Genomic DNA, 12,512 nt, shown 5'->3' with positions numbered 1-12,512 from the left:
GCATGGTGCTGCGCATGTATTCCTGAAACATGTTTTCCCGGAATCGTCTGTTGGCTATACGGCGTGATCTGCGGGTATAACTCCAGTAAAACAAAACCCAGATACTCAGAACTAAACCATATACAGGAAAGGGATTGGACATATTGGCTGCAGTGTATAATGCGCTGGCAGAAATCCCTAAGCTTAACAAAAGAAAGAAGACCGTTTTCATGACTGACAATTGTTAAATACTATACTAATTTACGAGGTAAATCGGATTGGTATTCAATAAATTATTCACAAGATTTCCACAATATTATCTTATTAACAATTCCCTTGTTTTTATGGGGCAATTGCTATATTGTGTACGTCTTTACAGATTAAGATAATCATCATACCTATGTATTTAACTTCGCTTCCTGATCACTCCAGCCCAGATTTTAACGAAGAGCTACACTTTAGCAGGTTTAAAGAACACAATGTTATTTTCAATACTACAAGCAGTTTTAGTTTTTGTGATGACCATGTAGGATGTTTGTCTTTCAAGACGATATTGGAAGGTGAAGAGTGGTATGGCATTAATAATCGCCGGCTGGCAATAAGGCCCGGACAATTCCTGATCCTTAACAATGAACAGAATTATTCGTGCAATATTGATACCCATGAAAGGGTTAGAGGGATATCGGTTTTCTTTAAAAAGGAATTTGCATCTTCAGTCTTCAACGACACATTAAAAAAAGATAATGAGTTATTAGACAATCCTTTTCTCATTCACAATGCACAACCTGAGTTTTTCCAGACGCTTAATGCTATTGAACCTGAAGTACAGTTTCAACTTGCAAGGCTGATTTCAGATCTTGAAACCCATGGTTATAATGGAGGTACCGAAGAACATCTTGTTTTTTTTCTTCATTATCTTATAAGCACGCTCAAATCAGAATCAAGACAGGCGGCCGAGGTTTCCGCGGTAAAGCTAAGCTCCAAAATGGAGATATACAAACGTCTGTGTATTGCCAAAGATTTCCTTCATTCCACGTTTATGGAAAAGCATGATTTAGATACACTCAGCAGTAACGCCTGTTTATCTGTTCCTCAGCTCGTAAGGCAATTCAAGTCTGTTTTTAAAACCACTCCGTATCAGTACCTGATCCAGATCAGGCTTGATCGGGCTGTTGAACTCCTTAAAAACAGCAATAAACCTGTACATGAGATCACCTGGCAATGTGGTTTTGAAAATGTCAGTGCTTTTTGTAGGGCCTTTAAATCTGCTTACGGCACCCAGCCTTTAATATTTAGAAAAGCTTACGCTTAAATTGAGCATTCTTGCATACGTTTAGTACAAATGACGGAATAATTTAGATCAATTTTTAAATCTGATCACGCTAACTCCAGTAATATTGAAACGAGCAATAACCTTAATCTTTTGTATTTTATTGATATCCCTTTGCCAAGCCCAGGATCAGGTGATACCACTTTATCCGTATGGTATCCCAAATTCAAAAAAAGTACCTCCAGATTATATAGAGCAGACTGATAGTTCTGGCCTGATTAGCAACGTTAGTGTTCCGACTATGCAGGCCTACTTTCCGGAGAAAGATAAGGCCAATGGCACTGCTGTAATTATTTTTGCAGGTGGCGGCTATTTTGTTCTGGCGCCAAAAAAATGCGTTGAGCTTGCAAATGCATTTAATGCACTTGGAGTTGCGGCCTTTGTTGTGAAATATCGTTTGCCCAGTGACAAAATCATGAAAGATAAAACAATAGGTCCCCTGCAAGACGCGCAAACCGCTATTAAGATCGTACGCAAAAGAGCTGGCGAATGGAACATAAATCCACTCAAAATCGGCATGATGGGATTATCGGCAGGGGGGCATCTGGTTTCTACAGCCGGTACTCAGTTAAATAGGGTAGTGATTGAAAACAATGAAAACATATCGCTTAGGCCAGATTTTATGATCTTGCTCTATCCGGTCATTATTTATGACCCCTATATATTCAGGACCAGGGAAAATTTAATCGGAAAGACACCTTCCCGACAGGCATTAAATTTATACAGTACCAATAGGCACGTAAGTGCCAAAACACCGCCTACATATTTGGTTCATGCTGCTGATGATGACGTTATTCCAGTAAAAAATAGTCTGAGTTTCTATGAAGCAATGCTTAAAGCTGGTGTTCCGGGTGAGTTGCATATCCTGCAATCAGGTGGACATGGATTTGGGATTTCTGATTCGGAAAACAAAAGTAACTGGTTTCCGAGTTGTCTGAATTGGATGCAAAAAAATGGTCTTCTTTAAAAATACAATAACTATTACTGTTTGAAAAGCGCATTTCTGGAATTGAGCATTCTTGCACATGTTTAGTAAAACCGACCGGGTAATTTTGATCAGTTTAAATCGACATTATTTAATAAGGTATTAAAAAATCAATCTATGAAATCAGCAAGTAAAAACTTATCATTAGTATTATCAGTATTAGCGTTAACTGTATTGTTTTCCTGTAAGAAAAAAGAAGGAGGTTCACCTGTAAATTCAGATGAGGAAGCTGCAAAAAGAGTTGTGGGAACATATAAGGGAACACTTGATGCTACCCAGGAATATTTTAACGCAATTATTGTTATTACCAAAGAAAATGGTAACAAAGTAAAGATTACACCAAAACAAGGCGAACCATATTCCAATGTAACGCCAAAAATTATCACCGTAAAAGCAATACAGAATTCTGATGATGCTGAGGCTATTGGAACACCTGAAGGTACACTGGTATATCAACACTCGGTAAAAAACATATCTATTGTTACACTTTCCAGTTCCTCAAGTGATGTTACCTACAATTTCAGGGGAACAAAACAGTAAGATTTAGCCATAAAGGATTGTATCACCGATTTTGTCGCATTCTCCACCTAATATTGTCCGTTTTACACCCCTAATTAGAATGAGCCAAACAATAGCTTTGTATTGAACAATATGTATAAACTGGAATTATGATACTTCAAAATAAAAATGCGATTGTTTATGGGGCAAGTTCCTCCCTGGGAGGAACTGTTGCTCAATCACTGGCCACAGCCGGTGCCAATGTTTTTGTAACCAATAAAAACTTATTGGTTGCGCAGCAGGTTGCTGATGAAATTATTGCGGCCGGTGGTAAAGCCTATGCCGGTATGGTTGACGCAATGCAGGAGGATTCCATCAGAACACATATTGAATTCGTTCATAATATGGCTGGTAGTGTTGATATATCTTTCAATTTAATAGGAATTAAAAATGTTCAGAATATTCCACTAATCGAGATGTCACTCAAAGATTTTATTTCACCTGTTCATGATGCAATGCATACTCAATTTCTGACAATGACAGCGGCTGGTAGAATTATGAAAAATCAAAAATCGGGAGTAATACTTTCTTTAACAGCAACTCCAGGCGGTATTGGATATGCAATGGTTGGTGGTTTTGGTCCGGTGTGCTGCGCAATAGAGAGTCTTTCCAGGGATCTGGCAGCAGAACTTGGCCCATATGGGGTAAGAGTTGTTAATATCAGGTCGGCGGGTTCACCAGATTCACGTCCATTTAAAGAATTTATTGCTACTGGAAGTGATGAGGCTGAATCTTTCTTGCAAAAAATTGTGGATGATACAATGCTCAATCAGTTGCCATTGATGCAGGATATTGCAAATACTGCCGTTTTTTTAGGATCAGATTTGGCAGGGAAAATAACTGGTGTTACTATAGATGTTACTGCAGGAACAACAGCTGCACTTAATTACAAAAACGCAAAACCCGCTTTTCTTAAGGACAATTGAACGACCAACAGATAAACAAGGTAACTTGAATCGTAGGAGCAGGTAATAATTTTCTTAAAATACTTTGCAATACAAAGTGAGTTGGTTAACTTTGTATTGCAAAGTGCTTTTTTATTTGTGAAAACTCAATAGTATGAAGATCTCAAGAACAAAATTTGTTATCATCTTTCTTGTTTCGGCGTTTGCCTTTCAGATTATCTTTAATTTACTGTTGCAGCCTGTAAACGGAGATTGGTTCCCTGGAACTGGGTCGCCAATAGCATGGAAACGCACCGTAGCCACAATCATATATCCTGTCAAAGTTGTTTTAGTAGGGCCCTTGGCCCCTATACTCAACGATCCGGATCCTGCACCACCAGTTCGGGCACTTGCTTGTGCGCTATATTGGACTGTTATAGCTATCGTTCTTCATTTTATCCTAAGTAAAATTATCTTTCGCAAGAAACATGAATAGATTTGAAGAAATATACTATGAAGCAAAGTCTGACAATTGGTTTCAGCGGTTTGCTATTTTTTGCCGTCTCGCTCTGGCAGCCAGTTTTATTCCCGCAGGTTATATTAAAATCATAGGTGAACGATTCGCTGCGGGCCTGCCATCAAATAATCCTTTAGGACATTATTTTGATGCATTACATCTCACAGGGTATTACTACACCTTTATTGGAGTTGCTCAAATAGTAACAGCAATATTATTATTGATCCCGAGAACATCCCTTCTTGGTGCCCTGATGTATTTTTCCCTCATCGTGAACATATGTGTACTCACTTATGCTACCCGCTTTGACGGTACCCGGATCGTTACGATCATGCTATTGGCAAGTTTGTTTTTACTAATTTGGGACTATGACCGTTTAAAATACATTTTGCCATTTAAGCAGCCCAACACAGATCCTTATGTGTTAAAAAAGCCCCTGGGTGTACGTCTTCGGGTCATATTTTTTGGTGGTTCTTTCGCAGCTGTGGCCTTTATTATTGTAGGTACTTTCTATTTATATGAGATCATACCGGGCAACTCTGAAGCTGAATGCAGAAATCAATGCGCTTCCAGCAAAAACCCCGCGGCTTGCGAAATTTTCTGCGACTGCATTTATAAGCAAGGTCAACCACTGGATAGCTGTCTGGCAACTTTTGATAAGACGAAAGATGTCCGCAGATCCCCCTAGAATTGATGTTCCACAGGAGAGTAGTTTTTAAAATTAAAAAAACAAAAGCAATTGGTGCGTATTAATTGTATTAATACTGCTCACCTTACATTTCGCCGAAAAACCAGTATCAGACCTTAGGTATCCTTCGGTCCAGGTAGTGTAATTTCTGTATAACTTTTGGGTTCCTCAAGCATCTTTTGCTTTTCTTAAGGTTGACTGTCAGTTGATTTCCTGTAGGCTTAAAATAAACGTAACGCTTTTTCCAGTCAATGTGATATCTTCGCGCCATGACAGCAGAAGATTACGAAGCGGCATTCCATGGGATTGCGCTTCCGGAAGGGCCAATTGAAATAGGACAGGGGGCAATAGTTACGGATGTTCCTTTATTTGTGGCTAAAGAATTGGCTATATTAAAATTCGGTAATAACGAGCGGGTTAAAGAACCGGTGCGATGGAGGTTAAACAGACTGATTGAATTGATCAATAATAGTCACCAATAGCTGGTGAAAAGAGATTTTTATTGCCGTATTTATATTTTAAATGGTGTTGTTAACAAATTMACCCTTTTCTGAAACGATCTGATTTCCCCAGTTCGTAATTGTTTCTAAAACTGGTATAAATGTTTTTCCAAAATCCGTTAGGCTGTATATAACCTTAATAGGCGGTTTTTTACCATATACTTTCCTTAATATTAAGCCGTCCTTTTCTAATTGTTTCAACTGTAAACTCAATGTCATTTCGGTAATATTCGGTACTTCTTTCCGAAGCTCGTTGTAGCGTTTTTCAGCATCTTTTAAATGATACAGAATTACCGCTTTCCATTTACCACCTATTAAATCCATCGCTAGACTTATTGTGCAGGGATAAACTCTTCCCTTTAGTTTTACGTAATCACCTATACATTCTGTTTTCATCCGGCATTTTGTTTTAACCTATCTGTTTGGATAGTTATTGTAAATGTAGTATGCTAAAAATAATTTTGCAACTATAATTTTTATAGTATAACATTTCACTTAAATAATAAAAGAATGGTATCGAATTTAAAAGTAAATGAAGCAATGAAACAACAGGACAAACCGCTTATCACAATAGTTGGTATTTTGGGCAAGCAGGGGCGCAGCACTGCACGTACATTGTTACAGAGCGGGCGTTATCGTGTACGTGGAATTACTCGACGTATAGATTCACCAGAAGCCCTTGATTTGGTCGAGCAAGGAGCTGAACTTGTGAGTTTACCACTTTGTCTGGGTTATAAAAAAGATTTCGTGGAAGCGTTTCGGGGCTCGAATGGTATTTTCATGATGACGCCAAGTATTGCCCCTCCGCAAACCCACGAGATGGAGTTGGGTAAGGAGTTAGCGGACGCAGCAGTTGAAGCAGGGGTTCAGCATATTATCTTTAGCAGTTTGGAAAATGTAGATAAAATTACAGGAGGGAAAAAGTTTGCTCCACATTTTACAGACAAGGCTATGATTGAAGCATATATCCGCACACTTCCCATCACAAGCTCGTTTATCTACATGGCTTTTTTTTACACTAATTTTATGGAGTTTTATACTCCTGTTTTAGTGGGTGATACACTTGTATTTCCGATTTATTTACCAAAAGATTTTCGCGCACCATTTGTTGATCCCCTTACAGCTACTGGCCCCGCCGTTTTGGAAATTCTTTCGAACCCCAGTCGATATGCCGGTAAGTCCCTGCCAGTAATTGGCGATATTATTTCACCACAGGAAATGGTAGATACTTTTGTTCGGGTCACAGGTAAGAAAGCCAGGTATGGCTCAGCATTCACACGGGAGGATTTCCTTTATCAATTCCCGGAATTTCGGTCAAACGAGCTTTTGGTACGTGAGATTTTGGGAATGGCTGAGTATGCAGTTGAATATGGCTATTTCGGCAAAGATCGCGATTTGCTATGGAGCCGTCAAATAGACCTCGATACCCTTAGTTGGGAAGAGTTTCTACGGACTACGGGTTGGCAAGGCCAAAAGCTCACATATTGATGACGAATCATTATTTGAATTCGATAGTTAGAAAAACAGCTACTGCTTTTCTAACTATAAAAGGTAAGATATTAAGGATTTTCAAACTTCCAAAGCTGAGGATCTGCCCCATTCCATGTCCATGACCTTACATCTGCCCCCGGTGCCGGGTCTCCATTTACAATATCAAGCACATTATTTCCCGCCTTTGCCATAATACGGTACCAGCCTCCTCCCACAGATTCAATGCGCCACTGCTGGCAATCATTAGGGAAAACGTCCCAAACCTGGACATTTGCCCCGCGTTCAATTGCACAAGCATCCAGATCTAATGATTTATGATTAGGCAGTTCCGATATGATCTTATAAAACCCATTGTTCAAATAAGTAAGGTTCCATTTCTGTCCATTACAGGTAGTACGAGTCCAGGTCCTTACATCGGCATTGCCAACAGCACACCCTGCAATATCCAGATATAAGCCAACACCAGAAACTGTATTAACCTTTGATCTGATTGCATACTGCCCGTTAGGTATTGGGTTAGGTATCAGGCAAGGTGCTGAACCCAATGATTGTGTTACACCTGAAACGGTAATGTTTATTGGCATAATATTACCTGCCCCATCAAAAAACATCCTGTCAATAGCCACTTGACGCTCATGTATATTCGTACTCGTGCGTCTGTGGTAAACAAAGAAATACTCATCACTGCAGCCCGGTTTTCTTAATACGGCATTATGTCCTGGTCCTTTTATCGCTCCAAGTGGTGATGTGATACGCCCTTTAGTTGTCCATGGACCCATTGGGTTAGATGAAGTCGCATATTCTACATGATAATCATCACTGCTGAAATCATTAATGGAGTACATCAGATAATAAATACTATTTCTTTTAATGATATACGGTGCTTCAAAATAATTGGACGGCTTATTATGTCCTCTCGTGCCTGTTAGCGATATCATATCATTATTAAGCTGCTGAATGTTTATCGTGGTATTTCCCCAGTACATATAGGCTTGCCCATCGGTGTCTACAAACACCATCGGATCTATTGGGTCAGTTCCATCACCAGTTGCAAGAGCACTCCCTTTATCAACAAATGGACCTGTTGGGCTGCTGCTCACAGCCACACCGATTTTTTTTGCAGCAGTATAATAAAAATAGTAGTTCCCATTTCGTGCAACTACAGATGGTGCCCAACCATCTGTATGCGCCCAGCTAACGTTTACTAAATCTAATACAATGCCCTCGTCGGTCCAGTTTAGTAAATCTGTTGATGAATAAGCATGAAATTGGCTGGCATTTGGTCCGGTAGCAGTTGGGTAAATGTAATATTTTCCATTTGCATAAATGATATCGGGATCTGCCGTCGCGACAGGTAAAATAGGATTACCACTCATTAAATCCACAGATAGTAATTTCTGTGTTGCCTCATTACTTTTGAGCGTGGCTTTGGAAACAGACTCAGGATCTTTTTTTGCACATCCTGAAAAAATTGAAGCAATAATTATTGCATAGGTGAATAAATTGTTTGCTATTCGCAAACGGCCCGTTGAGATGATTTTCATACGATTTTTATAATTGGTTTAATCTAATTTACTGCTTCCATACATTCAATTCTGATCAAAAATTTGTCTAATTGTATCATTTATTCAATATCAAGAATAAGCCAGTCACGTGTATTTCCCCATTATTTGAAAACCAAATATTTCCAGTATTAAAGCCGGGCTAAAGAGATGATTGCACTTTAAAAATTGGTAGGGTGTTAATATTATGGTTTCATAAGTTAAAATCCACTAACTATCGACGATTAATTCTTGATAGTTTTACGTCATGAATTGCTACTGTTATATTGATAAGTGTATTGTTAAAAAATATAATTTAAGAAGGAAAGTCCATTCTCTACTTTTTTACGCTGCGCTATGCATCACTTTTTTTAGCCAGTCCATCTACAACGTTAAAGCACAAAGTGGTGATCAGATACTGGATGGTATAGGCGAAACCGGTATGATTGCGCGTTATATTTTTAACGGTGATCTTAAAGACTGGTCTCGAAATAACCTTCATGCCAAAGCTGAAGGTGTGCAGTCTCATTTTGCAAATGATATACAATTTGGTAAGGTTTTATCATTGTCTGGTGATAGTGATGACTTTATTAGTTTGCCTGCTGCATCTTTGGCGGATATAGAGTCACTTAGTTTATCCACGTGGGTAAAACTGCGTTCCGATCAACCTGGGCAATATTTGTTTGATTTTGGAAAGAGTGTAACAAACCATTTTTTCGCTGCTCCGTTTGGCATAGATGATGAAAAAGGTTTTCAGACCACGATACGTTCAGAGAAGAGTGGGGGAAATGGGGGTGTTAGCCCCTCTCCAGAGCTCAATAAGTGGCTTCATGTTGCAATAATTATTGATGTTTCATCTAAATCTATCATGACCTATATTGATGGTAAACTCGTGGGAAATAGCAAGGAGATTCCCTCTGAGTTGAAGATGGTTTTTAATCAACTTCCGGATGACCGGAATACGCTTTTTATCGGAAAATCTTTGAAGTCCGGAAAGTCTAATCTGAATGCATTGCTTCATGATTTTCGTATTTATCGGGTTGCCTTAAGTAAAACACAGGTATTGACTATTTACAAGAATTCAGTCAATCCTGCGGGAATTGCGAACGACAATGGGGTAAATGTAAGTAATTTTAAAGAGGATATTCAGCAGTTTCCCAAAACAGAAGCGCAGCTATATAATACCTATCTGGAAAAGGTAGCTGATATAGAAGTTGCCACCGAGGTGGGAGTTTTACCACGCTTTCCCAGTTATATTCAGGGGACATACAGACAATTAAAAAATGGGCCGGCTGTGAGGGTTTTATGGCCTTTGCCTAATGACAACAGTTCGGTGCTTAGCCAAGGGCAGTATATTGTTTACGGGCAAATTCCTGGTACCCAAATTCGAGCCAAAGCGATTGTTACGGTAGGTGCAGAAAAAAAATCAACAGCTCCGGTTTTAAAACTGGAGACTTTTGGTCTCGATCGGGTGTCTTTAGGAAATGATCTTTTGGGTCACCAAACTAAATTTACCGAAAACAGAGACAAGTTCATCTCTACCCTGGCCAAAACTGATCCGAATTCCTTTCTCTACATGTTCCGACATGCCTTCGGACAGAAACAACCAGTTGGGGCTGTGCCACTTGGCGTATGGGATTCCCAGGACACCAAACTCAGAGGACATGCTACAGGACACTATCTTACCGCAATTGCCCAGGCTTATGCCAGCACCAGCTATGATAAGACACTTCATGAAAATTTTTCCAATAAAATGAAGTATATGGTTAATACCTTATATGAATTGTCACAACTTTCTGGCAGACCTAAGGTAGCTGGAGGTGCATTTGTATCGGATCCTGCTGCAATACCCTTTGGCCCTGGTAAAACAGGTTTTGATTCTGATCTTAGTGATCTGGGAATTCGCAAAGATTATTGGAACTGGGGTACAGGATTCATCAGTGCCTATCCGCCAGATCAGTTTATTATGTTGGAGAAAGGCGCTAAATATGGTGGGCAAAACAATCAGGTTTGGGCACCTTATTACACATTACATAAGATTTTAGCAGGTCTGATGGATGTTTATGAGGTTAGCGGCAATAAAAAGGCTTTGAATTTAGCCAAGGGAATGGGCGACTGGGTTCATAAGCGCTTAAATGTATTGCCTACAGATACCCTTATCAAGATGTGGAACACTTATATTGCCGGCGAGTTTGGAGGCATGAATGAGGCCATGGCAAGATTGTACAGGATCACGGGTAATCAAGATTATCTTCAAACCGCGATAAAGTTTGATAACATCAGAGTGTTTTACGGGGATAAAAATCATACTGGCGGATTGGTAAATAATGTGGATGTATTTCGTGGATTGCATGCCAATCAGCATATTCCTCAGGTTGTTGGAAGTATCGAAATGTACAGGGTGTCGAATAATCCAGACTATTATAGAATTGCTGACAACTTTTGGTATAACGTGGTTAACGGTTATATGTATAGCATAGGCGGAGTTGCTGGTGCACGGAATCCTGCCAATGCCGAATGTTTCATTGCTCAACCCGGAACGCTTTATGAGAATGGTTTCTCAGAGGGCGGTCAGAATGAAACGTGTGCAACCTACAATATGCTAAAATTAAGCACTGAACTTTTTCTTTTTGATCAAAGTGCRGCGTTTATGGATTATTATGAGCGCGGATTGTATAACCATATTCTGGCGTCAGTTGATGAACACTCTCCTGCAAATACTTATCATGTGCCACTCAGACCTGGATCCCTAAAGCAATTTGGGAATGCGAAGATGACCGGCTTTACTTGCTGTAATGGTACCGCAATAGAAAGCAGCACTAAGTTGCAGAATTCAATTTATTTTAAAAGCACTGATGATCAATCCTTGTACGTGAATCTCTATATACCTTCAATATTGAGATGGACAGAACGTAAGGTAAGCATTATACAATCTACAAATTTTCCCAGAGCAGATCATACCAAACTGACAGTTAAAGGAAGTGGGGAATTTGATATCAATGTTCGAGTTCCTGGTTGGGCTACCAGGGGATTCTTTGTCGTGATTAATGGGCAGGCTCAAAAATTGGAGGCGCATCCCGGAACTTATCTCAGGTTGAGCCGGAGCTGGAAGGACGGGGATATCATTGAGCTTCGAATGCCTTTTCAGTTTCATCTTGATCCGGTAATGGATCAGCAGAACATAGCCAGTCTGTTTTATGGACCTATTTTGCTCGCCGCACAGGAACCGGAAGCAAGAAGGGATTGGCGCAAAATTACCTTGAACGCTGCCGATATTAGCAAGACGATTAAAGGTGATCCTAACCGTTTAGAATTCAGGATTGACGATGTTGTTTTTAAACCATTTTATGATACTTATGGGAGACATTCGGTTTACCTGGACGTTGATTTAAAATAATGTGCTAACTTTAATGCATCTGCATGACTGAAAAATACAAATGAAAAACATAGTTGCTTTAAGCGCTCTGGTGTTAATGTTCGGGCTGGCAAAAGCGCAGTCTAATCGGGAAGATATAGAGATCCGCTGGCCAAAAGCCGAGCGATGGGACCTTGACAAGAAATTATCTATCCAAACTGATTTTTCTCGTCGTCATGAGAAGTGGGATGTTAAAGACGACAAGAAGGAAAGCTGGCAAAAAATGCTGATGATATTAAATGATGATATCACAAAAAATACTAAGCCACTGGATAGTATTAATATATCACATGACTTATCAGCAGACAAAGGCATTCGTTTTACGCTCCTGGCGGAAAATAAAAATAACCCTCTTCCATATCGGCTGATCAGTCTGGAAAACCGAACGATTAAATCTGAGCAAACTCCCATTTCTACGCTTATTTATATTATAGATGGCAAAACCTGCAGGCATACGGTTCTTGTTTCAATGAAAACAGACAAATTTCCAGCCGATTTTTTAACTCAATGGTCTGAAATTTTGCTAAGTAGCCGGATCATCCCATCAAAAGATGGAAATTTTGAACTCACTGATGATGCCTATCTTGATGTCCAGGAAATTAATGGGATTGATGAGTTTTATAT

At 39.5% G+C, this 12,512-nt stretch carries 13 protein-coding genes; 10 read left to right on the top strand and 3 right to left on the bottom strand.

Features of this window, described 5'->3' with window-relative positions; all coding sequences use genetic code 11:
* Positions 1–211 (bottom strand): hypothetical protein (locus AC1DG9_RS15040; RefSeq protein ID WP_477634818.1); only part of this gene is annotated, 211 nt, incomplete at its 3' end.
* 168 nt (positions 212–379) lie between these two features.
* On the opposite strand from AC1DG9_RS15040, the gene AC1DG9_RS15035 reads away from it, so the two are divergent.
* The 7 genes from AC1DG9_RS15035 (at position 380) to AC1DG9_RS15005 (ending at position 5,423) form a co-directional block, all read left to right on the top strand.
* Entirely contained in the window at positions 380–1,291 is a 912-nt protein-coding gene (locus AC1DG9_RS15035) for a helix-turn-helix domain-containing protein (RefSeq protein ID WP_288880251.1), read from the top strand.
* 121 nt (positions 1,292–1,412) lie between these two features.
* Positions 1,413–2,276 (top strand): alpha/beta hydrolase, encoded by an 864-nt coding sequence (locus AC1DG9_RS15030; RefSeq protein WP_337715015.1) that lies wholly within the window; start codon positions 1,413–1,415, stop codon positions 2,274–2,276.
* A 135-nt stretch (positions 2,277–2,411) separates the two neighbouring features.
* The gene (locus AC1DG9_RS15025) at positions 2,412–2,834 is read left to right on the top strand and encodes a hypothetical protein (RefSeq protein WP_172663630.1); all 423 of its coding nucleotides are present in this window, start codon (positions 2,412–2,414) and stop codon (positions 2,832–2,834) included.
* Between the two features lie 128 nt (positions 2,835–2,962).
* The gene (locus AC1DG9_RS15020) at positions 2,963–3,778 is read left to right on the top strand and encodes an SDR family NAD(P)-dependent oxidoreductase (protein ID WP_337715014.1); all 816 of its coding nucleotides are present in this window, start codon (positions 2,963–2,965) and stop codon (positions 3,776–3,778) included.
* 133 nt (positions 3,779–3,911) lie between these two features.
* Positions 3,912–4,232 (top strand): hypothetical protein, encoded by a 321-nt coding sequence (locus AC1DG9_RS15015; RefSeq protein WP_337715012.1) that lies wholly within the window; start codon positions 3,912–3,914, stop codon positions 4,230–4,232.
* Positions 4,225–4,941 (top strand): hypothetical protein, encoded by a 717-nt coding sequence (locus AC1DG9_RS15010; RefSeq protein WP_337715010.1) that lies wholly within the window; start codon positions 4,225–4,227, stop codon positions 4,939–4,941. Before AC1DG9_RS15015 ends, AC1DG9_RS15010 begins: the two co-directional genes overlap by 8 nt.
* Before the next feature lie 269 nt (positions 4,942–5,210).
* Positions 5,211–5,423, top strand: a complete 213-nt coding sequence (locus tag AC1DG9_RS15005; protein ID WP_172663626.1) for a DUF6965 family protein — start codon at positions 5,211–5,213, stop codon at positions 5,421–5,423.
* 36 nt (positions 5,424–5,459) lie between these two features.
* On the opposite strand, the gene AC1DG9_RS15000 is transcribed toward AC1DG9_RS15005, so the two are convergent.
* The gene (locus AC1DG9_RS15000; RefSeq protein ID WP_477634817.1) at positions 5,460–5,837 is read right to left on the bottom strand and encodes a winged helix-turn-helix transcriptional regulator; all 378 of its coding nucleotides are present in this window, start codon (positions 5,835–5,837) and stop codon (positions 5,460–5,462) included.
* A gap of 114 nt (positions 5,838–5,951) precedes the next feature.
* On the opposite strand from AC1DG9_RS15000, the gene AC1DG9_RS14995 reads away from it, so the two are divergent.
* The gene (locus AC1DG9_RS14995) at positions 5,952–6,929 is read left to right on the top strand and encodes an NmrA/HSCARG family protein (protein ID WP_288880237.1); all 978 of its coding nucleotides are present in this window, start codon (positions 5,952–5,954) and stop codon (positions 6,927–6,929) included.
* A 71-nt stretch (positions 6,930–7,000) separates the two neighbouring features.
* Here AC1DG9_RS14995 and AC1DG9_RS14990 read toward each other — a convergent pair whose 3' ends face one another.
* Entirely contained in the window at positions 7,001–8,476 is a 1,476-nt protein-coding gene (locus AC1DG9_RS14990) for a family 43 glycosylhydrolase (protein ID WP_337715008.1), read from the bottom strand.
* A 265-nt stretch (positions 8,477–8,741) separates the two neighbouring features.
* Here AC1DG9_RS14990 and AC1DG9_RS14985 point away from each other — a divergent pair, with 265 nt between their 5' ends.
* The gene (locus AC1DG9_RS14985) at positions 8,742–11,870 is read left to right on the top strand and encodes a beta-L-arabinofuranosidase domain-containing protein (RefSeq protein ID WP_337715005.1); all 3,129 of its coding nucleotides are present in this window, start codon (positions 8,742–8,744) and stop codon (positions 11,868–11,870) included.
* A 40-nt stretch (positions 11,871–11,910) separates the two neighbouring features.
* Positions 11,911–12,512: hypothetical protein (locus AC1DG9_RS14980; protein WP_477634816.1), on the top strand; the 602-nt coding region annotated here is incomplete at its 3' end.

The organism is Pedobacter sp. 05L430, from assembly GCF_056397585.1.
This window is presented reverse-complemented; position numbering and strand designations above follow the sequence as displayed.

Excerpts from the sequence above, each read along its gene's own strand:
- AC1DG9_RS14995 (WP_288880237.1), top strand. The coding sequence starts at position 5,952 with ATGGTATCGAATTTAAAAGTAAATGAAGCAATGAAACAACAGGACAAA.
- AC1DG9_RS15035 (WP_288880251.1), top strand. The coding sequence starts at position 380 with ATGTATTTAACTTCGCTTCCTGATCACTCCAGCCCAGATTTTAACGAA.
- AC1DG9_RS15025 (WP_172663630.1), top strand. The coding sequence starts at position 2,412 with ATGAAATCAGCAAGTAAAAACTTATCATTAGTATTATCAGTATTAGCG.
- AC1DG9_RS15015 (WP_337715012.1), top strand. The coding sequence starts at position 3,912 with ATGAAGATCTCAAGAACAAAATTTGTTATCATCTTTCTTGTTTCGGCG.
- AC1DG9_RS15010 (WP_337715010.1), top strand. The coding sequence starts at position 4,225 with ATGAATAGATTTGAAGAAATATACTATGAAGCAAAGTCTGACAATTGG.
- AC1DG9_RS15005 (WP_172663626.1), top strand. The coding sequence starts at position 5,211 with ATGACAGCAGAAGATTACGAAGCGGCATTCCATGGGATTGCGCTTCCG.
- AC1DG9_RS14990 (WP_337715008.1), bottom strand. The coding sequence starts at position 8,476 with ATGAAAATCATCTCAACGGGCCGTTTGCGAATAGCAAACAATTTATTC.
- AC1DG9_RS15020 (WP_337715014.1), top strand. The coding sequence starts at position 2,963 with ATGATACTTCAAAATAAAAATGCGATTGTTTATGGGGCAAGTTCCTCC.